The sequence below is a fragment of the Kribbella pratensis genome, from assembly GCF_004366075.1.
In the GTDB taxonomy this organism is placed as follows: domain Bacteria; phylum Actinomycetota; class Actinomycetes; order Propionibacteriales; family Kribbellaceae; genus Kribbella; species Kribbella pratensis.
On record NZ_SODU01000001.1, the window covers coordinates 2130338 to 2156912 of the forward strand.

34 protein-coding genes and 1 tRNA gene are annotated in these 26575 nt (G+C 67.4%); 14 read left to right on the forward strand and 21 right to left on the reverse strand.

Translation table 11 applies throughout. The annotated features are described in order from the left end of the window. Position 1: 1 nt before the first annotated feature. Positions 2-1126 carry a sensor histidine kinase gene (locus EV137_RS10070; protein ID WP_134128050.1) on the reverse strand — a complete coding sequence of 375 codons (1125 nt, stop codon included), beginning with the start codon at positions 1124-1126 and terminating at the stop codon, positions 2-4. Beyond that, positions 1119-1832 (reverse strand): response regulator transcription factor, encoded by a 714-nt coding sequence (locus EV137_RS10075; protein ID WP_134000400.1) that lies wholly within the window; start codon positions 1830-1832, stop codon positions 1119-1121. Before EV137_RS10075 ends, EV137_RS10070 begins: the two co-directional genes overlap by 8 nt. A gap of 87 nt (positions 1833-1919) precedes the next feature. Here EV137_RS10075 and EV137_RS10080 point away from each other — a divergent pair, with 87 nt between their 5' ends. The 7 genes from EV137_RS10080 to EV137_RS10110 are packed head-to-tail and all read left to right on the forward strand — an operon-like array spanning position 1920 to position 7306. Beyond that, positions 1920-2510 carry a M15 family metallopeptidase gene (locus EV137_RS10080; RefSeq protein WP_238175205.1) on the forward strand — a complete coding sequence of 197 codons (591 nt, stop codon included), beginning with the start codon at positions 1920-1922 and terminating at the stop codon, positions 2508-2510. Beyond that, positions 2507-3637, forward strand: a complete 1131-nt coding sequence (locus EV137_RS10085; protein ID WP_134128052.1) for a lipid II:glycine glycyltransferase FemX — start codon at positions 2507-2509, stop codon at positions 3635-3637. The genes EV137_RS10080 and EV137_RS10085 overlap by 4 nt, the downstream gene beginning before the upstream one ends. Before the next feature lie 4 nt (positions 3638-3641). Then, positions 3642-4211, forward strand: a complete 570-nt coding sequence (locus EV137_RS10090) for a VanZ family protein (protein ID WP_134128054.1) — start codon at positions 3642-3644, stop codon at positions 4209-4211. Positions 4212-4220: 9 nt separating this feature from the next. Further along, positions 4221-5216 carry a D-isomer specific 2-hydroxyacid dehydrogenase family protein gene (locus EV137_RS10095; protein WP_202870863.1) on the forward strand — a complete coding sequence of 332 codons (996 nt, stop codon included), beginning with the start codon at positions 4221-4223 and terminating at the stop codon, positions 5214-5216. Continuing rightward, entirely contained in the window at positions 5209-6270 is a 1062-nt protein-coding gene (gene vanA / locus EV137_RS10100; protein WP_134128056.1) for a D-alanine--(R)-lactate ligase, read from the forward strand. Before EV137_RS10095 ends, vanA begins: the two co-directional genes overlap by 8 nt. Next, on the forward strand, positions 6267-6875 hold the full coding sequence (gene vanX, locus EV137_RS10105) for a D-Ala-D-Ala dipeptidase VanX (RefSeq protein WP_134128058.1): 609 nt from the start codon (positions 6267-6269) through the stop codon (positions 6873-6875). The genes vanA and vanX overlap by 4 nt, the downstream gene beginning before the upstream one ends. Beyond that, positions 6875-7306 carry a GNAT family N-acetyltransferase gene (locus EV137_RS10110; protein WP_134128060.1) on the forward strand — a complete coding sequence of 144 codons (432 nt, stop codon included), beginning with the start codon at positions 6875-6877 and terminating at the stop codon, positions 7304-7306. The genes vanX and EV137_RS10110 overlap by 1 nt, the downstream gene beginning before the upstream one ends. Here the strand turns inward: EV137_RS10110 and EV137_RS41010 are convergent. The 3 genes from EV137_RS41010 to EV137_RS10125 all read right to left on the reverse strand — a co-directional run bounded on the left by EV137_RS41010 (position 7296) and on the right by EV137_RS10125 (position 10476). Then, entirely contained in the window at positions 7296-7538 is a 243-nt protein-coding gene (locus EV137_RS41010; RefSeq protein ID WP_255517767.1) for a DUF1269 domain-containing protein, read from the reverse strand. The two genes, EV137_RS10110 and EV137_RS41010, sit on opposite strands and share 11 nt — an antisense overlap. A 470-nt stretch (positions 7539-8008) precedes the next feature. Beyond that, complete coding sequence (locus EV137_RS10120) at positions 8009-9526, reverse strand: serine hydrolase domain-containing protein (RefSeq protein WP_134128062.1); 1518 nt, start codon at positions 9524-9526, stop codon at positions 8009-8011. A gap of 17 nt (positions 9527-9543) precedes the next feature. Then, the gene (locus tag EV137_RS10125) at positions 9544-10476 is read right to left on the reverse strand and encodes a cyclase family protein (RefSeq protein WP_134128064.1); all 933 of its coding nucleotides are present in this window, start codon (positions 10474-10476) and stop codon (positions 9544-9546) included. 182 nt (positions 10477-10658) lie between these two features. Here EV137_RS10125 and EV137_RS10130 point away from each other — a divergent pair, with 182 nt between their 5' ends. After that, positions 10659-11198, forward strand: a complete 540-nt coding sequence (locus EV137_RS10130) for a P-loop nucleotide/nucleoside kinase family protein (protein ID WP_134129492.1) — start codon at positions 10659-10661, stop codon at positions 11196-11198. Positions 11199-11231: 33 nt separating this feature from the next. On the opposite strand, the gene EV137_RS10135 is transcribed toward EV137_RS10130, so the two are convergent. Then, entirely contained in the window at positions 11232-11819 is a 588-nt protein-coding gene (locus EV137_RS10135) for a GNAT family N-acetyltransferase (RefSeq protein WP_134128066.1), read from the reverse strand. A gap of 263 nt (positions 11820-12082) precedes the next feature. Between EV137_RS10135 and EV137_RS10140 the strand changes: the two genes are divergently transcribed. Then, the gene (locus tag EV137_RS10140) at positions 12083-12991 is read left to right on the forward strand and encodes an aminoglycoside phosphotransferase family protein (protein WP_238175207.1); all 909 of its coding nucleotides are present in this window, start codon (positions 12083-12085) and stop codon (positions 12989-12991) included. 200 nt (positions 12992-13191) lie between these two features. On the opposite strand, the gene EV137_RS10145 is transcribed toward EV137_RS10140, so the two are convergent. Genes EV137_RS10145 through EV137_RS10160 form a run of 4 tightly spaced genes read right to left on the reverse strand, consistent with a single transcriptional unit; the run spans position 13192 to position 15207 of the window. Continuing rightward, positions 13192-13602: a hypothetical protein gene (locus EV137_RS10145; RefSeq protein WP_134128068.1), complete on the reverse strand. Its 411-nt coding sequence runs from the start codon at positions 13600-13602 to the stop codon at positions 13192-13194. A gap of 55 nt (positions 13603-13657) precedes the next feature. Next, positions 13658-14506 carry a helix-turn-helix domain-containing protein gene (locus tag EV137_RS10150; protein WP_134000434.1) on the reverse strand — a complete coding sequence of 283 codons (849 nt, stop codon included), beginning with the start codon at positions 14504-14506 and terminating at the stop codon, positions 13658-13660. Further along, positions 14487-15005: a DUF6879 family protein gene (locus EV137_RS10155; protein ID WP_134000437.1), complete on the reverse strand. Its 519-nt coding sequence runs from the start codon at positions 15003-15005 to the stop codon at positions 14487-14489. Before EV137_RS10155 ends, EV137_RS10150 begins: the two co-directional genes overlap by 20 nt. After that, complete coding sequence (locus EV137_RS10160; RefSeq protein WP_134000440.1) at positions 14986-15207, reverse strand: hypothetical protein; 222 nt, start codon at positions 15205-15207, stop codon at positions 14986-14988. Before EV137_RS10160 ends, EV137_RS10155 begins: the two co-directional genes overlap by 20 nt. 149 nt (positions 15208-15356) lie before the next feature. On the opposite strand from EV137_RS10160, the gene EV137_RS10165 reads away from it, so the two are divergent. Next, entirely contained in the window at positions 15357-15500 is a 144-nt protein-coding gene (locus tag EV137_RS10165; RefSeq protein WP_202870867.1) for a hypothetical protein, read from the forward strand. A gap of 163 nt (positions 15501-15663) precedes the next feature. On the opposite strand, the gene EV137_RS10170 is transcribed toward EV137_RS10165, so the two are convergent. The 6 genes from EV137_RS10170 to EV137_RS41755 form a co-directional block, all read right to left on the reverse strand. Further along, a tRNA-Ala gene (locus EV137_RS10170) sits at positions 15664-15736 on the reverse strand. A 521-nt stretch (positions 15737-16257) separates the two neighbouring features. Then, positions 16258-16902 (reverse strand): histidine phosphatase family protein, encoded by a 645-nt coding sequence (locus EV137_RS10175; RefSeq protein WP_134128070.1) that lies wholly within the window; start codon positions 16900-16902, stop codon positions 16258-16260. After that, positions 16899-17285: a ribosome silencing factor gene (gene rsfS / locus EV137_RS10180; RefSeq protein WP_131343193.1), complete on the reverse strand. Its 387-nt coding sequence runs from the start codon at positions 17283-17285 to the stop codon at positions 16899-16901. Before rsfS ends, EV137_RS10175 begins: the two co-directional genes overlap by 4 nt. Before the next feature lie 8 nt (positions 17286-17293). Beyond that, on the reverse strand, positions 17294-17905 hold the full coding sequence (gene nadD, locus EV137_RS10185; protein ID WP_134000444.1) for a nicotinate-nucleotide adenylyltransferase: 612 nt from the start codon (positions 17903-17905) through the stop codon (positions 17294-17296). 21 nt (positions 17906-17926) lie between these two features. After that, positions 17927-18085: a hypothetical protein gene (locus EV137_RS40470; RefSeq protein WP_165546626.1), complete on the reverse strand. Its 159-nt coding sequence runs from the start codon at positions 18083-18085 to the stop codon at positions 17927-17929. 87 nt (positions 18086-18172) lie between these two features. Continuing rightward, the gene (locus tag EV137_RS41755) at positions 18173-18301 is read right to left on the reverse strand and encodes a hypothetical protein (RefSeq protein ID WP_255512140.1); all 129 of its coding nucleotides are present in this window, start codon (positions 18299-18301) and stop codon (positions 18173-18175) included. Between the two features lie 144 nt (positions 18302-18445). On the opposite strand from EV137_RS41755, the gene EV137_RS10190 reads away from it, so the two are divergent. Continuing rightward, positions 18446-18895, forward strand: a complete 450-nt coding sequence (locus tag EV137_RS10190) for an Lrp/AsnC family transcriptional regulator (RefSeq protein ID WP_134000446.1) — start codon at positions 18446-18448, stop codon at positions 18893-18895. On the opposite strand, the gene EV137_RS10195 is transcribed toward EV137_RS10190, so the two are convergent. Then, complete coding sequence (locus EV137_RS10195; protein ID WP_134128072.1) at positions 18828-20117, reverse strand: MFS transporter; 1290 nt, start codon at positions 20115-20117, stop codon at positions 18828-18830. The two genes, EV137_RS10190 and EV137_RS10195, sit on opposite strands and share 68 nt — an antisense overlap. Here EV137_RS10195 and EV137_RS10200 point away from each other — a divergent pair. Continuing rightward, on the forward strand, positions 20116-20979 hold the full coding sequence (locus EV137_RS10200) for a winged helix-turn-helix transcriptional regulator (protein ID WP_134128074.1): 864 nt from the start codon (positions 20116-20118) through the stop codon (positions 20977-20979). The two genes, EV137_RS10195 and EV137_RS10200, sit on opposite strands and share 2 nt — an antisense overlap. Here the strand turns inward: EV137_RS10200 and EV137_RS10205 are convergent. Next, the gene (locus EV137_RS10205; protein ID WP_134128076.1) at positions 20966-21853 is read right to left on the reverse strand and encodes an alpha/beta fold hydrolase; all 888 of its coding nucleotides are present in this window, start codon (positions 21851-21853) and stop codon (positions 20966-20968) included. The two genes, EV137_RS10200 and EV137_RS10205, sit on opposite strands and share 14 nt — an antisense overlap. A 65-nt stretch (positions 21854-21918) precedes the next feature. On the opposite strand from EV137_RS10205, the gene EV137_RS10210 reads away from it, so the two are divergent. Continuing rightward, positions 21919-22497, forward strand: coding sequence for a PadR family transcriptional regulator (locus EV137_RS10210; protein ID WP_202870868.1), 579 nt, complete (start codon positions 21919-21921; stop codon positions 22495-22497). A 310-nt stretch (positions 22498-22807) separates the two neighbouring features. Beyond that, a complete protein-coding gene (locus EV137_RS10215; RefSeq protein ID WP_202870869.1) occupies positions 22808-23389 on the forward strand; it encodes a 4'-phosphopantetheinyl transferase family protein in 582 nt (193 codons plus the stop codon). Between the two features lies 1 nt (position 23390). Here EV137_RS10215 and EV137_RS10220 read toward each other — a convergent pair whose 3' ends face one another. The 3 genes from EV137_RS10220 to proB all read right to left on the reverse strand — a co-directional run bounded on the left by EV137_RS10220 (position 23391) and on the right by proB (position 26572). Further along, complete coding sequence (locus EV137_RS10220) at positions 23391-24728, reverse strand: glutamate-5-semialdehyde dehydrogenase (RefSeq protein ID WP_134128082.1); 1338 nt, start codon at positions 24726-24728, stop codon at positions 23391-23393. Positions 24729-24970: 242 nt separating this feature from the next. After that, the gene (locus EV137_RS10225) at positions 24971-25426 is read right to left on the reverse strand and encodes an HXXEE domain-containing protein (protein ID WP_255517791.1); all 456 of its coding nucleotides are present in this window, start codon (positions 25424-25426) and stop codon (positions 24971-24973) included. 18 nt (positions 25427-25444) lie between these two features. After that, a complete protein-coding gene (gene proB, locus EV137_RS10230) occupies positions 25445-26572 on the reverse strand; it encodes a glutamate 5-kinase (RefSeq protein WP_134128086.1) in 1128 nt (375 codons plus the stop codon). Between the last annotated feature and the right edge of the window lie 3 nt (positions 26573-26575).

Here is a 26575-nt window from a genome sequence, read left to right on the forward strand (position 1 = left end):
GTCAGATTTCGGGCCCCGCGGCGTCGCGGGCTCGTCGCGCCCGGCTCCTCTCGACTTTCCGCAGGGGCAGTTCCACGGTGGCGCGGAGCCCGCCGCCGTCGCGCGGCTTGAGGGTGAGAGTTCCGTTGTGGGCCTGCGCGATGCTGTTGACGATGGCCAGGCCGAGGCCGACGCCTGCGTGGTCGGAGCGGGCCCGTTCGGCTCCGCGCTGAAATGGCTCGACCAGCGTGGACACCAGGTGTGCGGTGAGTTGCTGGCCGGTGTTCTCGACGGTGAGCCGCACGGTTCGGGGCCCGACGCCGGTCCGGACCCAGATGCTGCCCTGGTCCGGCAGGTTGTGGACGATCGCGTTGTGCACGAGGTTCGTGGTCAGCTGCAGGAGAAGTGAGTTCGACCCCATGGTGGGGGTCACCTCCCCCGAGGTCTCGATGGTGAGGCCGCGCTTCTCCGCGAGCGGAAGTAGCGTTTCGGTGGCCTCTTCCGCCAGGAGGGACAGGTCGACGGGTTCCCGGATGAAGGTCCGCTGGTTGGCTCGGCTGAGCAGGAGCAGCGCCTCGGTGAGATCGATCGCCCGCGTGTTGACCAGATGGAGGCGCTCGACGAGTTCGCCGGTGTCGCGGTTCAGGTCCTTGCGGGCCACGTCGAGCAGCGTCTGCGTGATCGCCAGCGGGGTGCGCAGTTCGTGGGAGGCGTTCGCCGCGAACCGTTGCTGCTCGGCGTCGTGCGCTTCGATCCGGGCGAGCATGACGTCGAAGGCGTCGGCCAGTTCGCGGAACTCGTCGGTGCGGCCCTCCAGATGGATGCGGTGCGACAGCGAACCGTTCGCGGCCAGGCGGGTCGCGTTGGTGATCCGAGTCAGCGGCGCGAGCATGCTGCCGGCCAGAATCCAGCCGCCGACGAGACCGAAGACCAGCAGGAGCGCCAGCATCATGGTCACCTTCGGGAAGAAGGCACGGATCAGGTCGGACCGATCGGGGGTGCGCATCGGGCCGATGGTCACGTCGGGCACGTAACGCAGCAGGAACACCCAGACGACCGCGAGCAGCAAGGCACCGGCCACCATGATGAAGCCCGCGTAACTGAGGGTGAGTTTGAGCCGAACGCTCAGCCCCGGCTCCCTATCCACGACCTTCAGCTCCAGTGCCGGATGCTGTGCCCGAAGCTGGATCGGATGCTGTGTCGATGCGGTAGCCGGCGCCGGGCACCGTCGCGATCAGCCAGGGCTCACCGAGGCGTTTACGCAGGGCCGAGACAGTGATCCGTACGGCGTTCGTGAACGGGTCGGCGTTCTCGTCCCAGGCCCGCGCGAGGAGATCCTCGGCGCTGACCACCCCGCCTTCGGCGGCGACCAGGACCTCGAGGACGGCGAACTGCTTGCGGGTGAGAGCGACGTACCGGCCGTCGCGGTAGACCTCGCGGCGGAACGGGTCCAGCCGCAGTCCCGCGATCTCCCGCACCGGCGGCCGGTTGTGGGCGCGCCGGCGGTCGAGCGCCCGGAGCCGGAGGACGAGTTCCTGAAGTTCGAACGGCTTCGTGAGGTAGTCGTCGGCGCCGAGCTCGAACCCGGACGCCTTGTCGTCCATCCGGTCGGCCGCGGTCAGCATCAGGATCGGCATACCGCTGCCGGAGGCAACGATCCGCTTGGCGATCTCGTCACCGGACGGGCCGGGGATGTCGCGGTCCAGAACGGCGATGTCGTAGGTGTTGATGCTCAGCAGTTCCAGCGCGGTGTCGCCGTCACCGGCCACGTCGGCGGCGATCGCTTCGAGGCGCAGGCCGGCCCGGATGGCGTCCGCCATCTCAGGTTCGTCCTCGACGATCAGTACCCGCACAGTCTCGATGGTACGAGGCGTGACATATCGCCCGCATATCCAAAACCGGATACGCGCCGACAACACCCGCCTGTTTTGACTGGACCCATGTCCGTCAGCGCACCGGCAGCAGGCCGCCGTACCAAGATGACCATCCGTGCGACGCTGCTGATCGCGAACGTGGCGATCATCGGCGTGTTCATCCACCAGTCGCTCGCGTTCCCGTCCTTTTCGGCCGGATCCACGCTCGGCGAGACGGACGGCGCCGTACCTGACGGTGTCACGGTCTTCGACGACATCCCCGCGGTCGCCAACCTCGATCCCGCCCTGCTCGTTGCCCTGCGCAAGGCTGCGACGGATGCCGCGGACGACGGGGTCAAGTTCTACGTCAACAGCGGCTGGCGTACGCCGGCGTACCAGCAGCACCTGCTCCAGGAGGCTGTCTCGAAGTACGGCTCCGAGCAGGAAGCGGCCCGCTGGGTCGCCACCCCTACGACGTCGCCGCACGTGGCGGGGCAGGCGATCGACATCGGGCGCTCCGACGCGACGGCCTGGCTGTCCGAGCATGGTTCCAGGTATGGGCTGTGCCAGATCTACGACAACGAGCCGTGGCACTACGAGCTGCGCCCGGAGGCCGTCACGCGCGGCTGCCCGCCCAGGTACGCCGACCCGACGCACGATCCGAGGATGCAGGGGTGACGCTGACCGTCGCGCCGATCACCTCGGCGGAGCATCTGGAGTTCGTCCGGGCCCAGCGGTCGGTCAGCTTCCTTCAGACCCCCGCCTGGGGCCGCGTGAAGACCGAGTGGCGGAGCGAGTCTCTCGGCTGGTACGACGGGCGGCGGCTCGCCGGGGCGGGCCTTGTGCTGCACCGGCCGGTGCCACGCCTGGAGCGCCATACGCTGGCTTATCTGCCCGATGGGCCGTCCATCGACTGGACCGGCGATCTCAGCAGGTGGCTCGACCCGTTGGCGGCGTACCTGAAGGCACAGGGTGCGTTCGCGATCCGGCTGGTTCCGCCGCTCCGCACGGACAGTTGGAGCGCTCCGCAGGTCAAGGCCGGGATCGCGGACCCGGACATCAGCCGGCTCACGGACGTGCCTGGCGGGAGCGTCGATCCGGTCGGTGCACGGGTGGCTGGTTGGCTGCGCGACGCGGGTTGGCTGCCGCAGAGCCCGGAGGACGGGTTCGGGGCCGGGCAGCCGCAGTTCAAGTACGAGGTTCCGCTGGCCGGGCGGAGTGAGGACGACGTACTCGGAGGCATGAATCAGCTGTGGCGCCGCAACATCAAGAAGGCGGCCAAGGCGGGCGTCGAGGTCACGGTCGGGTCGGACTTGAAGGCGTTTCACGACTTGTATGTGCATACCGCCGAGCGCGATCATTTCGTGCCGCGGCCGCTGCGGTACTTCGAGAGGATGTTCACTGAGCTGAGCGCGGAGGACCCTGAGCGGATCAAGCTCTACCTGGCCCACCACCAGGGCGATCTGGTCGCCGCCACGATCCTGGTCCGGGTCGGAGCGTATGCGTGGTACTCGTACGGCGCCTCCGCGACCGAGAAGCGGGAGGTGCGCGGCTCGAACGCCTGCCAGTGGGCGATGATGCGCGACGCGCTCGCGGCCGGCTGCGACGTCTACGACCTCCGCGGCATCACCCCGACCCTCGACGTCGACGATCCGCACGTCGGACTGATCCAATTCAAGGTCGGCACCGGCGGTCAGGCGGTACGGTACGTCGGGGAGTGGGACCTGCCGCTGCGGCCGGTGATGTATCGGGCCTTCGACCTCTACATGAGGCGGCGCGAGTACCTGAGAGGCAAGCGAAGATAGCGTGATGGTCAAGGACTGGCACCACCTGGTCAGCACCTTCAACGGAGTCGTACTGCTCACGATCGCCACCGCGCCGGTGGCCGTGCTGGTGGTCTTCCTTCTCGTGTGGCGACGTTCTGGCGCGCGGCTTTGGCGTACGTCGGTGGCCGAGGTCGGCATGATCTACGGGACGGTGCCGTGGGTCTGGATGACGATGCTGCCGGGCAGTCATGCCGGCGAGGTCCCGGGTCGGTTCAGCCTGATCCCGCTGCGGGATCTGTTCTCGATGACGGCGCCTGGCATCGTCGGCAATCTGCTGGTGTTCGCGGCGCTCGGATTCTTCGCACCGCTTCGGTTTTCTTTTTTGGCATCGATACCGCGCGTCCTCGCACTCGGAGCGGGCTGCTCGCTGCTGATCGAGATCGCGCAGTACGTGCTGCGGCTCGATCGGGTGTCGTCCGTGGACGACGTACTGCTCAACGCCGCCGGTGCCGGGCTGGCCGCGTTGGCGTCGCGTCGCTGGTGGCGCGACCCGGCGACATTTCGTCGGCATATCGAAAACCGGATACAGGCTGGCAACACGACCTCCCTTTGACTTGGAGGCATGACCTACAGCGAACCGGCTGCTACCGCGGTACGGCGCACCGTCGCGGGCATCACCGTCTTCGGCTGTGAACCCGACGAGGCCGCCTTGTTCCGGGAACTGGCGCCACGCTTCGGCATCGCTCCGATCATCACGTCAGCGGCAGTGTCCGAGGACCTTGCCGAACTGGCCCTCGGCAGCCGATGCATCAGCGTCGGCCACAAGACTCGCGTCACGAACGCCACCCTGCTCGCCCTCAGCCGGATCGGCGTGGCGTACATCTCCACCCGAAGCGTTGGATACAACCACATCGACGTGCGGTACGCCGAGCGCGTCGGCATCTGCGTCGAGAATGTCGCCTACTCGCCTGACAGCGTGGCGGATTACACGCTGATGCTGATGCTGATGGCGGTGCGCAACATGAAGTCGGTCCTCCGGCGCGCCGACGTCCACGACTATCGGTTGAGTGCCACCCGCGGGCTAGAGCTCCGGGACCTGACCGTCGGGGTCATCGGAACAGGTCGCATCGGCAGGGCGGTGATCGACCGGCTGCGCGGGTTCGGGTGCCGAGTGCTCGCCTATGACAAGGATCCCGGAACACGTGTTCCGCTGGACGAACTCCTGCTGCAGAGCGACATCGTCACGCTGCACACGCCGCTTACCGCGGAAACCCATCATTTCCTGGATCGCCGGCGAATCGGGCAACTGAAGCCCGGCGCGTTCGTGGTCAACACCGGACGTGGAGCACTCCTCGACACCGAGGCACTGGTCGACGCCCTCGAAAGCGGGCGGCTGGGCGGCGCCGCACTCGACGTACTCGAAGGCGAGGAAGGCATCTTCTACGCCGACCGGCGCGACGAACCAGTCGAGAGCGACCTGCTGCTGCGCCTGCAGAAACTGCCGAACGTGATCATCAGCCCGCACACCGCCTACTACACCGACCACGCACTGAGCGACACGGTCGAGAACTCCATCATCAATTGCCTGAACTTCGGAAGCAGGGAACAGCATGGATAGGTTGAAGATCGGCGTCCTCTTCGGGGGTATTTCCGAGGAGCACCACATCTCGGTCAAGTCCGCGCAGGAGGTCGCGAAGAACCTCGACCTCGACAAGTACGAGCCGTTCTACATCGGCATCACGGAGCACGGCGCCTGGAAACTCTGCGACCGCCCTGGTCCGGACTGGGAGAACGGCAACTGCCGTCCGGTGGTCCTGTCGCCCGACAGCAGCATGCAGGGCCTGCTCGTGCTGGAGTCCGACCGGTTGGGTTCCCGGATCCGGCAGGGGCAGTACCAGACGATCAACCTCGATCTGGTGTTTCCGGTGCTGCACGGCAAACGCGGCGAGGACGGCGCGATCCAGGGCCTGCTGGAACTGTCCGGAATCCCCTACGTGGGCTGTGATGTGCAGAGTTCCGTGCAGTGCATCGACAAGTCCCTGACCTACACGGTCGCCAGCAGCGCCGGCATCGCGACGCCGAACTTCTGGACAGCCACGCCCGACCTCGATCCCGAGGAGCTCCCGTATCCCGTCTTCGTGAAACCGGCGCGTTCGGGTTCGTCCTTCGGCGTCAACAAGGTGTCCAGCAGCTCGGAACTGCCTGATGCTTTGGAAGCTGCAGGCCTGTACGACGCGAAGGTGCTGATCGAAGAGGCTGTCATCGGCAGTGAGGTCGGCTGCGCGGTCCTCGGGAACGAGGTGGATCTGATGACCGGCGAGCTCGATCGCATCGCACTCTCGCACGGCTTCTTCAAGATCCACCAGGAGGACTCACCCGAGACCGGCTCCGAGAACTCGACGTTCGTCGTACCCGCCGACATCTCGGAGGAGTCGCGCGCGCTCATCCAGGAGACCGCGCAGGCCGTGTACCGCGCGTTGGGGTGCGGCGGGCTGGCGCGTGTCGACATGTTCCTCACGGCGGACGGGAAGGCAGTCCTCAACGAGGTCAACACCTTGCCCGGTATGACGTCGTACAGCCGCTATCCCAGGATGATGGCGGCCGCCGGCGTACCGCTGAGTGAAGTGATCGATCGGCTGGTGTCGGTGACTCTGACCGGGAAGCTGCAGTGAACGCTGACTTCGCCTTTGTGGACGAGGTGACGTCAGGGATTCGGTGGGACTCCAAGTACGCCACGTGGGACAACTTCACCGGCAAACCGGTGGACGGCTACCTGGTGAACCGCATCGTCGGCACTCGAGCTCTTTGCGCAGCCTTGGAGAGAGCGCGAGAGAAGGCGGAACCGCGGGGCTTCGGTCTGCTGCTGTGGGACGGCTATCGGCCGCAACGTGCCGTGGACAGCTTCCTGCGTTGGGCCGAACAGCCGGAGGACGGGCGGACGAGGCTACGGCATTATCCGAACATCGACCGTCATGAGATGTTCGAAAAGGGCTATGTAGCAACGAAGTCCGGCCACAGCCGCGGTAGTGCCGTCGACCTCACGCTGTACGACCTGACGACCGGCGAGCTGGCTCCGATGGGCGGCCACCACGACCTGATGGACTCGATCTCGCACCACGGCGCAACCGGCATCACCTCGCTCGAAGCTGAGAACCGCCGGCACCTCTGCTCGATCATGGAGTCCGCGGGTTTCAGCCGGTGCGACCACGAGTGGTGGCACTACACGTTGCTGGACGAGCCGTACCCGGACACGTACTTCGACTTCCCGATCGCCTGATGGACATCCGTCTCGCCCGTCTTGCGGACGCCGTCGCCATCAACGAGTTACTGGCCGAGCTGGGCTATCCGCAATCTGATCCGGCGGCGACCGCGGCCCGTATCCAGACCTGGTCCGAGGACCCCGCCGGAGCGGTCTACGTCGCCGACACCGACCAGGGTGTGCTGGGGGTCATCGCCGTACACACCTGCCCGTTCTTCGAACGCGAAGGCACCTGGGCCCGCATCGTCGCCCTGGTCGTCTCCACCCAAGCCCGCCGCCAAGGCATCGGCTCCCGCCTCATCGCAGCCGCCGAGTCCTTCGCCACCCACCACGGCTGCCTCCGCATAGAAGTAACCAGCTCACCCCACCGAACCCAAGCGCACACCTTCTACCAATCCCACAACTACACCCTCACCCCCACCCGCTTCCTCCAAAACCTCACCAGCTGAGGTCCCGAACCTGGGGAGGATTACCTACCCAATCCGGGAAGTAACCCTCCCCAAACCCACGCCGCCAATTGCGCGGAGCTGTCACCTCGGTGCGGATCTTGTGCAGCTGCTCCTTGGTGATTCCGGCGTCCTGCGTCATCTTGCTGATCGCGCCGATCGCGGCCCCGGCCACGCCACCGATCACGGGCACAAAGAAGAGGGAACCGAGAAGGACTCCCCACAATGCCCCCACCCCGTTCCGCGCCAGGTTTCCTCGTGACTCTGCTTGGTGGTCGGATGCGATTCACCCCTGGGCCACGAGACGACCGCGTGGTCGAGGACCTTCACCAACCCATCTGCCTCACAGCCCTTGAGGATCGAGGCAGCGCCCCCGGCGCCAGCCGGACTGTCGAACTTCCACACCGTAAACGCGGCCATGGTGCACTCCCTGCCTTCCATCAAACCGAGCGCAGGCCAACACGGTGACTGCGCTGTTCTTGTCCAGTTCGCGGCCAACGTGACGCCGGCCTACGCGCCTGCCGCACCCATCGTCGCCGCCAACACACGGGGCAACGTCACCCCACGGGGATGAATCTGACAGCTTCGCCCAGCAGTCAGGTCATACGAGAAGCCGGTCTCCCGAGTGGGAAACCGGCCTCTGATCTGCTGTGGAGCTCAGGGATCCCTGGCCTCTTCCGTGTCATGGAGGGTTCGGCCGCCGGATCAGGATGGGATCTTGCTCAGGATCTGCGCGGCGTCGTCGTTCTCGGGGTTGAGGTCGATGGCGCGGCGGAGGGCGCTCCTCGCGAGGTCGAGCTGCCCGTCGAGCTGATGGGCGCATCCGGTCATCGTCCAGGCATCGGACGAGTCCGGGCGTACGTCGGTCCACAGTCGCAGGAGGGGCCAGACCAGGCTCGGGAGGTGCAGCTCCATCGCTCCCCACGTCGCGTCGACGAATCCCTCGTCGAGGTCGAACTCGGCCGGCTCGACCCCGGCCAGTCGGCCGAGCTCCACCTTGGCGGCCTCCGGTCCCGAGGCTCTCAGCACCTCGGCGACAGGTCCGACGACCGAGCGCGGGAAGGCGCGGAGGTCGGTCATCCCGTCAGGCTTCGCCGAGAGCGGTACGTCGGCGAGGGCGATATCGAGCGCCGCCGCGGCGATGTCCGGCGCAGGGATGTTGTTGGAATTGGCCAGCACAACGACGCCCGTCCGCAGCTCAGGCACCATCACTACCTTCGACCCGAACCCGGGGTCCGAGCCGCCGTGGCCCACCGTTCGATACCCGCGATAGCTGCCCACGAACCAGCTGCGTCCTACCGAATCCATCCACGGTGGGCGCTCTACCGGCATCACCGGCTGCCACATCTGCTCGACCAGTCCAGGATCCAGCCGCGCCCAGTGCCCGTCGGATCCCTTGACCGGTTCGAAGTGGGCCACCATCCAGCGACACATCTCGACCAGGTTGGAGTGCAGGGTCGAACTGGGCGCATGGCGCCTGGTGTACGGATAGGCGCCCTCGGGCACCGACAGCGGCATTCCCACGTGCGGTGACGCAGCGAGGTGCGCGGGTACGTCGCCGCGCAGGAAGGTGCTGTTCCGCAGTCCGAGTGGAGCGAGGACCTGTTGCTGCATTGCCTTCTCGAACGTCGTGCCCATGACCCTGGACAGCAACAGCCCGAGCAGCTCGAACCCGGCGTTCGAGTAGGAGAACGCCGAGCCCGGCTCCGACTGCAGACGCCAGTCCGAGATGCTGCGAGCGAACTCGCTGAGCGCTTCGTCGCCGAGCTGAGGATCGTGCCAGCCGTAGCTCTCGACGTCGGGGAGTCCACTCGAGTGGCTCAACAGGCGCCGGGCTGTGACCTCCCCTTCGCGACCGTCGGCCAGCGTGAACTCAGGCACCCAATCGGTGATTGGAGCATCGAGATCGAGCACCGGTTCGCCGGCGCCGCGAGCGGTCGCCACAGACACGATCGCGGTCGCGACGAAGGGCTTCGACACCGAAGCCAGGTGGAACATCGTCTCGGGCGTGACCGGCGTACCGGTCCCGACGTCACGAACGCCGAACCCACGCGAGACAACCTCCTCATCCCGCACCACCGCAACCGCCAGCCCTGCCACGTCGTGCGAGCTGACAAAGCCCTCAACCAGTGGCCACAACCCAGATTCCACACGCTCCCGAAGGCCCGCCCCCACGTCCATGCCTTCGACAGTACGCCGCCCTGCGACGTTCGGCCTCCTCATGTGCGCGAGGATCGCAGTCAGAAGGTGGCGATCGGGTTGACTGGGCTGCCCGACGTACCGGCGAAACGGACCGGCGCGATCGCGAGCTGGAAGTCCCACTGGCCGAGTTCGGCAGCCGTTGCCACGCACTCCTCCAGGTCGCAGTTGTCGAGCATCCACAGACCCATCGCGACGAGGCTCACGGCGTGCACCGGCATCAGTACGTCGTACCCGGAAGGCTGTACGTCCTGGGGCGTGTCGGCGCCGATCAACGCGACCTCCCGTTCCCGCAGCCACGGCAGGCAGGACGCGTGCCACCCGGCCTGCGTGATGCCGCCGGCGGGACCTGCCTCGTGGCGAGCGCGACCGTAGCCGGTCCGCAGAAGTACCGCATCGCCGGATTGGACGCGCACGCCCTGGCGACGCTCGGCCTCCTCGAGATCCTCGGGGAACACTCCTTCACCTGGCTCCAGCCACGGCACATCGCGGACTGCTGCAACGTCCAGGAGGACTCCCCGCGTGACGATCCCGTTCGCCGCCGCCGTGACGGCCGCCCAGGCCGAACCGGTCTCCGCGTCGACCAGCGAGTGCGATCGGCCGTTGTACATCTTGCCGTCCCAGAAGATGTGGCACGGCGAATCCAGGTGGGTGATCGTGTTGCCGTGGAACATGATGCCGAGCCGCTCGTTCGAGAAGCCCCAGTGCCGGTCCTTGTGGAAATGGGGCGGCATGTGTTCGGCTCCCGGCATGTCGACGGCGCACGGGCACGAGTTCGTCGCCCGCTCCATTTCTTCCGGTACGGCGATCTCCCAGGCGCACGACACACTCCGGCCGTGGCGCACCGCCCGCGCCGCCGCCAGCCGGACCTCGTCGGTGATGTGGTTCAGAGTGCCGAGCTCGTCGTCATCGCCCCACCGCCCCCAGTTCGACAACGTGTCGAAGTACCCGAGCACGTCATCCTGCGTGGGCATCGATCGTGGCGTCATCCCAGCATCAACTCCTCCAAGACCGTTGAACTGGCATGAAACTACATCGACAGGCCAACTGCCTCTGAGCGCGGTCGGTGATGCGTCGGGACGGCTTGGCCGTTCAGGCCAGAAGAGCCCTGGCGAATGCGTCCCGGTGGGCGGCCATTCTGCTTGGATGGGCGGTGATGACCAGGCAACCAACACTGTTCTTGACCGTGGGACTTCCATGTACCGGGAAGACCACTGCTGCGCGGCGCATCGAGATCGAGCACCAGGCACTTCGCTTGACGAAGGATGAATGGGTGAAGGCCCTCTACGGGCACGAGAACCCGCCCGCGGCCCAGCGTGTGATCGAAGGACGACTGATCCAGATCGGACTGCGCTCTCTCGAACTCGGCAACAACGTCGTGATCGACTACGGCCTCTGGAGTCGGGACGAACGCTCCGCTCTACGTCAGGCCGCAGCAGACATCGGCGCGATGGTAGAGATGCGGTACTTCGAGCTGGCCGCAACCGAACAGCGGAAACGACTCGATCAGCGCCAAGCCGAAGCGCCACACACGACCTGGCCCATGTCCGACGAGGAACTGGTCGAGTGGGCCGCCAGCATCGATATCCCGACACCAGGCGAACTGGACGGCACCGAACCCATCGATGACCCACCGGCCGGATTCGCAACCTGGGCCGAGTGGCGCAACCACCACTGGCCGCCAACAGCCTCCTGACATTCCTCACCTGCGGTGGAGCGAGAGACGGGTTCAGTCGCGCGTGGCGGGGGCGACGTCGCGCACCATCACGCAGTTGCCCAGGCCCTTGGGCCGGTCGTAGGTGAATCCCTCGCGCTCGTACATCGTGCGGGTGCCGTTGTAGAGGAACGACGAGTTCTTCTTCCGGACCCCGCCGGTGTCGTGCGGATAGCCCTCAACCAGGCCGCCTCCGGCCTGCGCGATCAACTCGACGGCTCCGCGCAGGGCGATCGCCGCCAGGCCGTGACCGCGACGATCGCGCTCGACCAGGATGCAGGTGACCCGATAGTCGGGCAGCCGCTCGGCAGTGGCGACGTACTCTTTGCGGTGCTGGATGTTGGGCAGTTCCTCGGGTGATCCGTACTCCGCCCAGGCGACGGCTCGATCGCCGTCGTACACCAGCGCCGCGTGCGCGATCCCGTCGGCGACCAGACGTTGCTTCAGCGCCCGGTTTCCCTCGGCGCTCTGCCCCTTCTCCGCGCACTCGGGATGGAAATGCGTACACCAGCAGCTGGCGAACATGCCCTTGTTCCGCTCGACGAGAGCGGCGAAGTCGTCGAACGTCTCCGGCGTGAGCGCCTTGATTTTGAAGTCGGACATATTGGCACGGTACGCCCGATTCCGGACGATCAGCGTCCGGAAGCCCAAACTGCCACGACGACGTACGCGCCGTCGCGGCCAACGAGCCGCCGTCGTGCGGAGCGATGGACGAGATACTGCCGTCATGCAAAGGCCCGACTGGTAAACCGGCCTCTGATTCGCTGGGAGCTAACTCCAGCATGATGGGCCGTCGCGGGGATCCACGGCACGGCAGGATCAGAACTCGGTTGACAGCGGACGGGGCCGATCGGTCGGATGGGCTCGTGACTTCCCACGTCGACCAGGCAGCCATCAGCACACCGCTCGTCCGCGAGCTGGTGGCCGCGCAGTTCCCGCAGTGGGCCGCGTTGCCGCTGGAGCCGGTCGACTCCAGCGGATTGGTGAACGCGATCTACCGCCTCGGTACCGACCTTTCCGTACGGCTGCCGCACCGCCCCTCGATCACCGACGAAGTACGACGGGAGCAGGCAAAACTCGCCGCACTCGCGCCGTTCCTGCCCGTGGCCATCCCTTCTGTCGAGGCGATCGGCTCGGCCACCGAGGCGTACCCGGGCGAGTGGTCCGTCCACCGCTGGCTCGCCGGCACGCACCCGTCCCCCCACGCGCTGGTTGATCCGCGTGGGCTGGCGACGGACCTCGCGGCGTTCGTCGACGCCTTCCGGCGAATCAACCTGCCGGACCGGCCACCTGCGTACCCGGGCGAGCGCCGGACGCGCGCTCCGATGGACTCGATGGACTCCGCGACGCGGGAGGCGATCAGCGAGCTGGATGGCCTGATCGACACGCACGCAGCGCTGGCGTCGTGGGAGGAGTCGCTCGCGGCGCCGTACGACGGACGCGAGGTGTGGGTGCACTCGGACCTGACGCCGAGCAACTTGCTCGTGTCGGCGGAGGGCCGGCTGACCGCGGTACTCGACTTCGAGACGTGCGGTGTCGGCGATCCGGCGTGCGATCTGTTCCCCGTGTGGTACCTGCTGCCCGCGAGCGTCCACGACGAGTTCCGCGCCACGCTGGACGTGGACGACCCGACATGGCTCCGCGGACGCGGGCGCGTGCTCTCCCAAGCCGTGATCGTGTTGCGCTACTTCAAGGACACCAACCCAGCACTCGCAAACTACGCACACCACGCCGTCAGCAAGGTGCTCGCAGCTTCGTGTAGGCCTCATGATTAGAGGAACGGCTCGCAAGTACTAGTGGAACGGCTGGCGCAGTGCAGGCCTCATTCACTACACCGCGCCGGCCGGTCTTGGGTCCCCGCCTGAGCCGTCAGGGGAAGACAGGGGTGACGAGAGCTCAGGCAGGGACGAATGGGAAGCGAGGCCGAGCGTCTGCGTGGGAGCTCGGACGGCGCTCGCCTGGCCGGTGGGAGCCATCACGGCATCGTGAGCACCTGTGCACCAGTTGCGGCTTCGAAATAGTCCTTGATACGACCCCGAGACCCGAGCACAGCAAAGTGCAGCATGCTCGGCAGGAGCACCCTCTCGATCTGGTCGCGGACGACAGTGTCAAGCAGGCGGCCGAAGGCAGCCGGCGATCGGGTGCCTTCCTCAACAAAGATGGCCGCCAGTTCGAGGTCGGAGGTCGCAGCGAACTGAGTTAGGCGTTCCTTGGTCCGGTTGACTTCAGACGTGCACATCAAGAGATGTTCGCGCAGGTAGGCGCAGGCGCGCGGATGCTCGGACTGTTGACCGCGGTCCTCAGGATCGCAGTTACAGGAGAGCGAGTAGCAGGTCCCTGCGGGATGTACGCGCTGCAGATCCCGAGTGCGCACGGCGGTGGTCATACCAACGACGCTACAAAGGGGCCGCCAGCAACTACCAGGTAGTTGCGAGCAGTTGCTACCCCAATTCGTCCAGGACGCGCAGGATCAGGCGGCGGGCATCGCGTCCGTAGACCGCCGGCTGACGCAGTTCCTCGAACATTCGCTCATACAGCCCAATCTCTTGAGGCTGACTTACGTCGATGCTGGCGGTCGGCGTTTCAAGCGACACCAGTGCGTCATCGAAGATCCAAAAGCCGGTCGACCCCACGGTCCGGCGCTGCACCATTAGGGGGACGACGCCAAACGAGATGTTGGGCAGTGTCATGACCGACAACAAGCGGTCGAGCTGGCCCGCCATAGTGGCCGCGGTGCCGAACTGCGTGCGGATAGCGGCTTCTTCCAGAACCACGGAGAAGGTCTTGGCTGCCCGGTACAAGATGGCTTGGCGCTCAATTCGGGCCGCCACCGCGGCCTCGATGTCGTTACGCGTGTCCAAGAAGTCGATCCAGAAGCTCAGCAACTCGGCGGCGTACTCAGCGGTCTGGAACAAGCCGGGGATGACGTTGTGCTCGTAGATCCGAAAACGTTCGGTTCGCTCGAACAGGTCGCCGCGCGTCTGGAGGAGCTGCTTCATGCCGGCGCGGGTACGGCGTTTGAACTCCATGTACATGGACTCCACGGCGCGGGCTTGCGCGATGAGGTCGGGGATCTGGTCCTCGGCTGAGCAGGCGGCGCACCAGGTGCGGATGTCCGGATCGGTCGGGCCCTGGACGCCGTTCTCGATCTTGCTGACACGCGTAAAGTGCCAGCCTGTCGCGACCGCGAGTTCGCGACCGGACAGACCGGCATCTTTGCGCAGTTCCCGCAGCCGCAGGCCGAGTGCTTGCTGAGCCTTGCGGGCGGCGTCAGACGGGCTTGTACTCACTGTGCCGAATGGAGAGTGCCCAGACCTTCTCGAAGGCGGCCGAGCACATCTCGATGACGGCCGCGTCGGTCGTGATGGTGAAGGCCGTGTTCAAGCCGGACCCGGCGTAGTGCAAGAACACGACTTGTTGGTCGTCGATGAGGTAGAAGTCGTTGCCCGGCAGGCAGATGGTTGACGTGAGCCGGCGCGGTACCCAGCGGATGTCCTCGCCTGCGTCGACCATGGGGTGAGCGATGCTGTAACTCCAGCGCTGGTAGTCGCTCAGAGGCTCGGAGACGACGCGGGCCCGCCGGATACTCCGACCGGCGCGCACGTGGTCGCGCAGTTCTTGGCACCACTCTTCGAGCCAGGCAAGGTCATCCGGCTCGCCTCGAGCCCACTTGGCCATATAGGGCAGCTCAGTTTCGGTGCCGTAGGCATCACGGGTCTCGAGGTGAACCGCCGAGCGCTGAAACGACGACAGCAGCTCGGACAGATCGTCAGACGTTATCTGCTGCACGACCCTCCTGGAAGAAGAACGGGATCATCCGATCCGGGATCTCGACGGCGGACTCACCATCAGGAAGGTTGAGCGTAGCGAGCGCGTCCGCGTCGTTGATGACCCAACCTTGGACGACCCAGCTGCCCCGGTCGGTCTTGTAGAGCGTGGGTGAGTTGTTCGGGTTCGAATCGGGATCGCCTGCGATCAAGGTCAGACGCATGTTGATCTCCCTGGGTGGGCGGTTGCGGTTGGTTGCCGGTGACTACCCTCCGCTTGCACGTGATTGCGGTCAAGGGTTGTTGCGAGATGTTGCGAGGCGAGTTTGAGCGCAGGTCAGGCTGTCCGGAGGGCCGGCACGCCTCTGGCGACTTGGACGACGCGACATGGCCCCGCGGACGCGGCCGCGTGCTGTCCCAGGCCCTGATTGTGCTGCGGTACTTCAAGGACACCAACCCGGCCCTCGCGAACTACGCGCGGCACGCCATCGGCAAGGTGCTCGCAACTCCTCGATGAGCTGTCGCCGGGGAGCTGCGGCACAGCTACGGCGGCCGTTCCTGATCGAGGGAGCGGAGGCGATGGACCAGACCTTGCGCCGGAACCTGTAGTCACTCACTTAATCACTCAGGTCATGAAGAAGGCCGGTTCTCCGAGTGGAGAACCGGCCTCTGATCTGCGGTGGAGCTTAGGGGATTCGAACCCCTGACCTCTTCCATGCCATGGAAGCGCGCTACCAACTGCGCCAAAGCCCCGCGGTGTCTTGCGACTCCGAAAGCTTAGCGGATGAGTGCCTGCAAAGAAAAATCGGTTCCCTCGTGGGGCTGGTGAGGTAGACAGCAGGCTGTTTGCGGCCTGTCGGCGGGTACGGCGGGAGCCTGATCTGCACGGTTTATCCGCCGCACACAGTACGTCGCACCGCGGCCCCGAGTGCCCCGAAGCAGGCAGGATCCACCACCAACCGGTTGCCCTGCCACACCACTCCACGGGGGCAACCAATCCGCCACGGGCCGTGCGGCGAGGACCAGTGCGCGCACCGCCGGAGGCGGCCAGAAGACAGCCGCCGCGAAGCGGTTACCGCTGCGTTCTCTAACCACAGTTGGTACGCCGAGGACAGTGCGTGAGGCGCGGGGCGCGCGCCTCACGCAGCCGCCGCGAAGCGGTGTCCATCCTGCGCGCCTCAACCACAGTTCGTACGCCGTGGACGGTTCGACGAGGGGCAGGATGCGCGCCCGCCGAAGGCGCAAAGGAGAGCCGCCGCGAAGCGGTGTCCTGCTTACCTTTGGGGGTCGTCGCTCATTACTGGTTCGGGGAGGCTGCCGGCGTTCCATTCTTCGATTCGCCAGCCGGAGCGACCGGGGAGGAGGGAGACCCAGTTGCAGTTGGCGAGGCCTCCGAAGGCGGGCCAGTTGGCTTGCGGGATGCCGAGGAACAGGCAGATGCCGACGCGGGCGGCGAGGCCGTGGGTGGCGATCACGATGGTGTCCTCGGAGGATCCCTCCGCGGAGATCCGGGACAGCGCGTCCGCGAACCGATCAGCGACTTCTTCGACGGTTTCGCCGTTGGAGCCGCGGCGCTGCGGTTCGCCGCTGCGGATCCGGGTGGCCGCCTCGGGGTTGACGGCGGCGAGCTCGGACATGGTGAGGCCGGCCCAGTCGTCGACGTCGATCTCGCGGAGCGCCTCGTCGTACTCGATCTTCAGGCCGGTCAGCGCGGCGAGCTCACCCGCGGTGGACGCGGCGCGTTGCAGGTCGCTGGCGAAGAGCCGTGTCGGCGCGAGGGACGCGAGTCGTGCGGCCGCGGCGCGTGCTTGCGCTACGCCGACCGTGTCGAGCGGGATGTCGGCCTGACCCTGGATCTTGTCGTGCAGGTTCCATTCCGTCCGGCCGTGCCGCCAGACGATCAGTCGGCCCGCGCTCATTCCGCCGAAGCCGAACCAGGGACGGGCGACGGCAGCGGGATGACCGGGCAGTCGCGCCACAGGCGCTCCAGCGAGTAGAACGAGCGCTCCTCGTCGTGCTGGACGTGGATGACGATCTCGAGGTAGTCGAGCAGCACCCAGCGGCCCTCGCGGGCGCCCTCCCGGCGGACCGGCTTCGCGTCGAAGTCGACGCGGAGCTTCTCCTCGATCGCGTCGACGATCGCGCGCACCTGGCGGTCGTTGGAGGCGGACGCGACCAGGAACGCGTCGGTGATGGCGAGCTGCTCCGACACGTCGAAGGCGAGGACATTCTCGGCCTTCTTGTCGTGGGCCGCTTCCGCAGCCGCGGTCAGCAGCTCGATGGCGCGTTCACTGGCAGGCATAAAACGTCCTAACGGTTGGTGTAGAGCTCACGCTTGGCGATGTACTGGACGATGCCGTCCGGCACCAGGTACCAGGTCGGGTTGCCCTTGGCGACCCGGGCACGGCACTCGGTCGACGAGATCGCCAGCGCCGGCACCTCGAGCAGGGTGATCCGGTTCATCGGCAGCTGGTCCAGCGGCAGCTCGAGGCTTTCGGTGCCGGGCCGCGTACAGCCGACGAACTGGGCCAGCTTGAACATCTCGTCGACGTCCCGCCAGGTCAGAATCTGGGCGAGCGCGTCGGCGCCTGTGATGAAGAACAGCTCGGCATCCGGGTACAGCTTGGACAGGTCCCGCAGGGTGTCGATCGTGTACGTCGGACCCGGCCGGTCGATGTCGACCCGGCTGACCGAGAACCGCGGGTTCGACGCGGTCGCGATGACCGTCATCAGGTACCGGTCCTCGGGCGGCGAGACCTTGCGATCCGACTTCTGCCACGGCTGGCCGGTCGGGACGAAGATCACCTCGTCGAGATCGAAGTACGACTGCACCTCGCTGGCCGCGACCAGGTGCCCGTGATGGATCGGGTCGAACGTGCCACCCATCACGCCGATGCGTCGTACCCGCTCCACAAAAGCCACGTCAGCCTTTCACCAAGCCCCTCAGCTGTGCGGCCGGCCCTTGCCCATGATGACGGTGACGAGCAGCAGCAGGACGAGGACGAAGAGCGCGAACCCGCCGTACCACCACTTCGAGATGTGCGAAGCCTCGACCGCGGCCTCTTCGAGAGCCGCGACCTGCGGCACCAGGAGCGTGAACATGAGGCAGAGCCTATCTCGTGACCGCCGGAACGACAGCGACCGGTGGCCCCGGACACTCGCTGCGGGACACCGGTCGCGATAGGAAGGTCAGTTGTGGCGGGCGTTGCGGGTCAGCAGCCGGCGCCAGGTGGACGGTACGGCGTGCGCGCGGCGGGCCTGCGCTGCGGCGCGGTGCATCTCGTCGATCCGGGCACGGGCAACTTCGGGGGTGATCATGGTTCCTTCACAGGGTTGGTACGGCGGAACCGGGGCGAACTGTCCCCGGTACCTCAAATTGTACGGTAAGAGTTACGCTCTCACAAACGAATTAAAGGCGCAGGACATTCCTCGCCTTGGAATCAGCGGTGAACAGGAGGCGTAATGGACGCGATCGATCGGCAGCTGATCGAGGCGCTCCGGCTGAACGGCCGCTCCAGCTGGGCCGAGCTCGGCCGGGTGGTCGGACTGTCCGGCCCGAGCGTCCAGGAGCGGGTACGACGTCTCGAGGAGCGCGGCGTACTGCTCGGCTACCGCGCGGTGGTCGCCCCGGACCAGGTCGGCCTCGGCACGAGCGCGCTGATCGGGCTGTTCCAGCGCGACGACGTCGAGACCGACGACATCGTCGAGCAGGTCCGCGAGATTCCCGCAGTCGAGGACTGCTGGTTCGTCGCCGGCGATCAGGAGCTCGTGGTCAAGGTTCGGGTGGCCGACGTGACGCAACTGGAGGCGGTCGTCGGCTCACTGCGGCGCGTGAACGGCGTGGTCAGGACGCGGACGACGGTTGTGCTGTCGACTCGCTGGGAAGGACGTCCCGCACCTTTACCCGAGTGAGCAGCAGTACGGCGCCCGCAGCCAGCGCCAGGCCTGCGGCGACCGGGTAGAGCAGTCGCGGCGCGTGCTGGTACGCCGTACCGCCAAGCGCCGGCGCGAGGAACATGCCGCTGATCGACGCGGCGGCGTACAGGCTCGAGTACCGCCCGACCATCCCCTCCGGCGCCGCATCGGCCACGTGCGCGGTGGCGGTCGGCTTGTAGAGCATCTCCCCCGCCGTCATCACCACGATCGCGAGCGCGGCCCCCGCCAGCGCCGGCCAGACGCCGATGATCGCGAGCCCCAGGCCGATGCACGCGAAGCCGGCCGCGATCACCCGGGTCGCGCGATGACCCTGGAGGCGTACGGCGATCGGCGCCTCGAAGAGGACGATGACGACCGAGCTGGCCCCGAGCAGTACGCCGTACGCGACGGCCGGCGTACCCGCATCGCGCAGGAGCAGCGGCATCGTGGCGAAGATCTGCCGGTAGGCGGTGTCGACCACCACGATCGTCGCCAGCACCATCAGGACCGGACGATCGCTCAGCACCGACTTCCACAAACCGGTTGCCGATGGCCCCGGAGTACGACGCGCACTCGGAACCCAGCGCCACACGATCACGGCCATGACCAGGCTGGTGACGGCGTCGACGACGAAGACCAGCGAGAAGTCGTACGCCGCGAGCAGGCCGCCGAGGGGCGGTCCGATGGTGAAGCCGGCGTTGGCTGCGGTGCGGGACAGCGCGACGCCCTCGCGGCGGCGTTCGGGCGGGAGCGACGTCGTGACGAGGGCGCTCAGATTGGGACGCCCGGCCCCGCCGAACAGACCCGCTAGCGCTGCTAGAAAAGCTAGCGCTGCTCCCGGCACGAAGGGCATCGCGACGCACGCGGCCGCCCACAGCAGTTGGCTCGCGAGCGCCGCCGTACGCAGACCGAACCGGTCGCCGAACCAGCCGCCGCCGAGGTTGCCGCCGACCAGGCCGACGCCGTACGCCGCCGCAGCGAACCCGGCCTGCTGCGCCGACATACCGCGGTCCTCGACGAGGTAGAGCGTGAGGTAGACCCAGGCGAGCGCGCCGGCCCCGTTGACGAGCTGGCCGACCATCACCGCCTTGAGCCAGGTGGGCAGCTCCGCGATCCGGCGCCAGTACACGTCCGCCCCCTCGGTTATATTGAGTTCCTGTTGGGAACTTACTCGACCGGCCACTGTGACGGCAACCGGGATTCCAAGGAGCGCGGACATGCGGCGGAGCACCTTCTCGCCGGAGCCGGACTGTGCGATCGCGCAGTCCCTCGGCGTCATCGGCGACGGCTGGGAACTGCTGATCGTCCGCGATCTGGCCCGCGGGCTGGCGCGGTTCGACGAGCTGGCGGGGTCGTTGCACATCTCCCGGAAGGTGCTGACCGAGCGGCTGAACGGCCTGCTGGAGAGCGGGATCGTCGAGCGGTCGGCGTACCAGGACCGGCCGACGCGCTACGCCTATGAATTGACGCCGCGCGGGCGCGCATTGCTGCCGGTCCTCGTCGCGCTGCAGGACTGGGGTGACCGCTGGCTGCTCGGTGACGGGTCACTCACCGGGACGAACACCGCGGACGAGCCGCCGGCGCAGCGCCTGCAGGAGCTGGTGGGTCAACGGGTGCCGTACGTCGCTTTGCCGTCGATCACTGGTACGACGGTTGACGTGGTGGACGCGGACGCGCGAGCGACTGTGCTGTTCGGGTACCCGGCGACCGGGCGACCAACTCGACTACCGGACGGATGGGACGAGATCGCCGGAGCGGCCGGATGCACGCTGGAGAATCGGCTCTTCGCGGGCCGGTACGACGACTTCGCGTCTCAGCGGATCGCGGTCCGTGGGGTGAGCACCCAGCGGACCGATGAGCAGCAGGCGTTCGCCCGGGCGGAAGAGATCCCGCACCTGCTGCTGTCCGATGTCGATCTGGAGCTGGTGGCGGCGCTGCGGTTGCCGACCTTCCGGGCCGGCGGATACGAGCGGTTGAAGCGGGTCGTGCTGGTGGTTGGCGCGGACCGGGTGGTGCAGGCCGTGCGGTACCCGGTCTCCGATATCGCGGATGCCGTCGAGTGGGCGCTCACGACTGCTTGAAGAAGGACTTCACCTCGGCGGCGATGCGCCGTACGACCTCGGGCTTGCCGTTGGGGTTGACGCCGCCGGGGTCCGAGGACGAGCCGTGGTCGTAGCCGTCGAACTCGATCCGGCGGCAGTGCGGTAGCACTTTCTCCAAGGTCGCTCGGCCGGGACCGAGGCCGGGAAGACCTTTGCTGCCACCGAGGAGCAGGACCTCGGCCTCGACGCTGCGGAACGTGTCGAAGGTGCCGCCCAGTTCGGCCACGATCGTGCCCTCGGCGCGGATCGTGGGAGCCAACTGACGCATGGTGATCGCCCCGGCGTCGGCCTGGCGCTCCTCCTTCGCCATCATCTTCTCCGTCATCCAGCGCAGCAGGCCGCGCGGCATCATCTTGAGGAACGCCGGCGCCATCTCGAAGCCGAACATGCTCGTCACCATCGCTCCGGCCACGTCGCCGCGGGCGATCTCCTGGTCGAACCGCGCCAGCCACTCGCGATGCGGCGCGCCGTCGGCGACGATCGCAGGCTCGTAGAGCGCGATCTGCTTGAGGTTCGGGAGGGTGCGGGCGGCCTCCAGGACGACCGCTCCCCCGGCGCTGACGCCGAACGCGCGCTCGGCTCCGGCTGCGGTGAGAACGGCGTCCAGGTCCTCGATCTCGGTGCGGACGCCGTGGTCCGGCTTGTGCGGGCCGGAGAGCCCGCGGCCGCGACGGTCCGGGAGGTAGACGGTGAACTCGTCGGCCAGCGCCTCCGCGAACAGCGTGTGGCTGCGGGCCGACTCCATGCTGCCGTGCAGGACGACGACGGCCGGGCCCTCGCCGGTCTTGTAGTAGCCGATCTCCGTGCCGTCGCGGGAGGTGACGGTGCCCTGGGTCAGTTCTGCTGCTCTCATGGATCGATAGTTACATGCGATCTAGTTACATTGCAACTAGTTTCTCTGTCCCCTATGGTGGAGGGGTGACTTTTCGACGCTCAACGCTGGCGCTGGCGATCCTCGGCCTGCTGGAGAACGGGCCGCTGCATCCGTACGGGATCCAGCGGCTGATCAAGCAATGGGGCAAGGACCAGGTGGTCAACGTCGGGCAGCGGACCAGCCTGTACCGGATGATCGTGCGTCTGGAGGAAGCCGGCCTGATCACGGCCGGCGCGACGGAGCAGGACGAGCGGTATCCGGAGCGGACGGTCTACCACCTGACCGATGAGGGGCGGGAGATCTGCCGGGAATGGTTGGCGGAGATCCTGACGACGCCGCGGAACGAGTTCCCGGAGTTCCCGGCGGGGTTGTCGTTCGTGATGCTGGTGCCGCCGGAGACCGCGGGTGAGTTGCTTGGTCAGCGGCGCGAGCGGTTGACCAAGCGGATCGCGGAGTTGCAACTGGAGCTTCGGTCGGAGGTGAACGGGCAGCCGGTCCCCCGGTTCGCGCTGCTCGAGACGGAGTACCAGGTCGCGGTCGCCGTGGCCGAGGCGAAGTGGATCGACTCGGTCCTCCACGACCTCCGAACAGGCACCCTCACCTGGACCCCGGGCCCGGTATGAGCACACCCCGAAGCACAGAGGCCGGAGCGTGACCGGCACAGGGGTCGGGACGTGACCGGCACAGGGGTCGGGACGTGACCGGCACAGAAACGACGAGGTCGGACGTGAAGCGACCTGGGAACGGCGAGCCGGGATGACGGCGCGGGGCGGTGATGCGCCGGGTGGCGACGCGCCAGGTGGCGACGCGCCGGGTGGCGACGCGCCGGGTGGCGACGCGCCGGGTGGCGACGCGCGGGGTGGTGGTGTGCGGGGTGGTGGTGTGGGGGTTGAGGTTTGGTGGGTGGGGGTTGAGGCGGCTCGGGACGAGTTCGTGCGGGATCTGGACGAGGTCGAGCGGGGGCGGTTGGCGGCTTATCTGCGGGAGGCGGACAAGGCGCGGTTTCTGCTGGGGGTGACGTTGGTGCGGCGAGTGCTGGCTCAGAGGTTTTCATTGCCTGCAGCAAGGGTTGTCTTGGACAGGACGTGCCCGGCGTGCAGGAAGCCGCATGGGAAGGTGCGGGCTGCGGGGGTCGAGTTGTCGGTGACGCATTCGGGTGATCTGGTGGGGATCGCGGTGGCCGATCGGCCGGTGGGGCTGGATGTAGAGAAGGTCGACCTGGGGGTGGATGTCGAAGCGGTGGCTCGGGTTGCGTTGACGGACGCGGAGATGCGCGAGTTGAGCGGGTACGACGGGGTCGCGAAGGCGCGGGCGTTCACGACGTACTGGACGCGGAAAGAGGCAGTCGTGAAGGCAACAGGTGAAGGACTACGCGGAGACCCGCGCGCGGCGGTGCCGGATGGTGTTCAGGTGCGGGATTTGGAGGTGGGGGTAGAGCATTGCGCGGCGCTTGCGGTGGTCTCAGGCGAGCGCCCCGTCGTGCAGGTGCATGACGGGGCGCGGTTACTCGGGTGATTTAGGTGCGGATCTGGCCTTCGCCGGTGACCACGTACTTGGTCGAGGTCATTTCGGGCAGGCCCATGGGGCCGCGGGCGTGGAGTTTCTGGGTGGAGATGCCGATCTCGGCGCCGAAGCCGAACTCGCCGCCGTCGGTGAAGCGGGTGCTCGCGTTCACCACGACCGCCGCCGAGTCGACTGCGGTCGTGAACCGGCGCGCGGCCGCCTGCGAGCGGGTGATGATCGCGTCGGTGTGACCGGAGCTGTAGCGGCGGATGTGCTGCACCGCGTCCTCGAGCGAGTCGACGACGGCCGCCGACAGATCGAGCGAGTTGTACTCCGCCCCGAAGTCCTCCTCGGTCGCCTCCACCACCGAACCAACCACGGCACCAACACCCACCACGGCACCCGCACCCTCGACGTCACCCGCACCCTCGACGGCGGCACCCGCGTCCGTCGTCGGCCGGTTGTTGCTGATCGCAACTACCTTCGGGTCGCCGTGGACGGTGACGCCGGCTTCGGCGAGCGCGGGCAGCGCACGGGCCAGGAACTCGTCGGCCACCGATGCGTGCACCAGCAGGGATTCGGCCGCGTTGCACACGCTCGGGCGCTGGGTCTTGGAGTTGAGCAGGATCTCCAGGCCGAGGTCGAGATCCGCCTCCGCGTCGATGTACACGTGACAGTTGCCGACCCCGGTCTCGATCACCGGCACGGACGACTCGCTGACCACCGTCTGGATGAGCCCGGCGCCGCCGCGCGGGATCAGTACGTCGACCAGACCGCGCGCCTGCATGAGTTCCTTCACCGCGGCCCGATCCGTCGGCACGCCCTGCACGACGTCCGCCGGTAGCCCGGCCGACTCGGCGGCGTCCCGCAGTACGGCGATGATCGCCTCGTTGGACGCTGCCGCGGACGACGAACCGCGCAACAGGACCGCGTTCCCGGACTTCAGGCAGATGCCCGCGGCGTCGGCGGTCACGTTCGGCCGGGCCTCGTAGATGATCCCGACGACGCCGAACGGCACCCGCACCTGGCGGAGCTCGAGTCCGTTGGGCAGCGTGTACCCGCGGACCACTTCACCGATCGGGTCCGCCAGCCCTGCGAGCTGCTCCAGCCCGGCCGCCATCGCGTCGACCCGCGAAGGGTCCAGCGCCAGCCGGTCGACCGTGGACTCCGGCGTACCGGCATCCCGCGCCGCCGCCACGTCCTTCGCGTTCGCCGCGACGATCGCGTCGGTGTTCGCCCGCAGCGCCGCCGCCATCGCGTGCAACGCCGCGTCCTTGGTCGCCCGGGACGCCTCTGCCAACGCGTACGACGCCACCCGCGCCCGCCGCGCCAACTCGATGATCTCGCTCACCCCTTCATCGTATGACCCCACACTCACGAAGAAGGACGCCGATCTCACCAGACGGCCCGGACGCCCGCCACTCATCAACCGCCGGCTCCTCGCCACGACCGCGCGTGAGCATCCCGACAGATCGCCCGTCCGGACGGGGTTGATGAGTGGTGGGGATCCGCGGATCGCCAGGCCATCACAATCGCTCGCAGGACGCGCGACCGAGCGTGGCGGCGGCCACCGGACACGCATTGTGATGGGCTTCAGGTCCGTCGCAGGCGGGGAAGGCGCGCGATCGCGTGTGACAGCGGGACGATCGCGGCCAGGGCGACGGTGAGGCGGCGATCGGTCGGGGCGATGGGTACGCCCTCGCTCTTCAGCCGCCGCCACGCCCACGCGCTGAACGGGATCACCACCAACGGAGTCGTGATCAGGCCGGGGGTGTAGCGGCACAGTACGGCGGACTGTGCCAAGTGGGTGCCGGCGTGCAGACCGAAGCCTGCCAATGTTGCCTGGAAGAACTTGCTCCGCCCACCTGTCGCAGCCCCCGCAGCTGACGCGGCTGCCATGGCTACCCCGGTCAGAGCGATCGCGGTGGTCGCCTCGGTGCGTGACATCGGCAGCACCTTCGCCAGCGGCGCCGGGAGGTCGGTGCCTTGTGAGAACGACGGCATCGTGGCCAGCTCTTCAAGGTCGTGGACGATCCACGCCGCGAGCAGGCCACGATGCCACCTTCCTCACAGGAGGACCAGGTCGTCGCGGTGGACCACCTCGCGTTCGTACGCCGCACCTAGCTCGCGGGCCAGGTCTCGAGTGGTGCGGCCTAGCAGGTCGGGGAGTTCGGAGGCGTCGTAGTTCACCAGCCCGCGGGCGATGACGACACCCGTCGGCGACACGAGGTCTACCGGGTCGCCGGCGGAGAAAGTGCCTTCTACCGCGGTGATTCCGGCCGGTAGGAGCGATGCGCGGCGCTGCGTGACCGCACGGACCGCTCCCTCGTCCAACCGCAGGATGCCCTGACCCGACGTGGCGTGGGCCAGCCACAGCAGGCGCGTCTTGCGGCGCCGGCCGGTCGGGTGGAACAGCGTGCCGACGGGCTCCCCGCGGAGCGCCTCACCGACCCGCCCGGCGGAGGTCAGGATCACCGGAATCCCTGCCTCCGTAGCGATTGCGGCCGCCTCGACCTTCGTCTGCATGCCACCCGTGCCGACGCTCGACGAGCCGGTCTTCCCGATCGCGAGCGGCTCCAGGTCGGCGGCGCCACGGATCTCGGTGACCATCGACGTACCGGGTTTGCGCGGATCCCCGTCGTACAGACCGTCGACGTCGGAGAGCAGGAGCAGCAGGTCGGCGTGCACGAGATGACTGGTCAGCGCCGCGAGCCGGTCGTTGTCGCCGAAGCGGATCTCGGTGGTCGCGACCGTGTCGTTCTCGTTCACGATCGGTACGACGCCCAGCTCGAGCAACCGCGCGAACGTCCGGTAGGCATTGCGGTAGTGCGATCGGCGCGTCACATCGTCCACCGTCAGCAGCACCTGTCCGACCCGCAGTCCGTGCGCCGCGAAGGCATCGCTGTAGCGGGCCATCAACAGTCCCTGACCGACCGACGCGGCGGCCTGCTGCGTCGCCAGGTCACGCGGCCGGGTCCGCAATCCCATCGGAGCCAGGCCGGCGGCGATCGCGCCGGACGAGACGAGCACGACCTCGGCGCCCTCCACCCGGCGTGCCGCGATGGCGTCGACGAGCAGCCGGAGCCGTTCGAGGTCGATCTTGCCGCGCTGGGTCAGCGACGACGAGCCGACCTTCACGACGATTCGCGTGGCGTTCACAGCCTCCGCGCGCCCTGTCCTGGGATGCACCGTCATGGA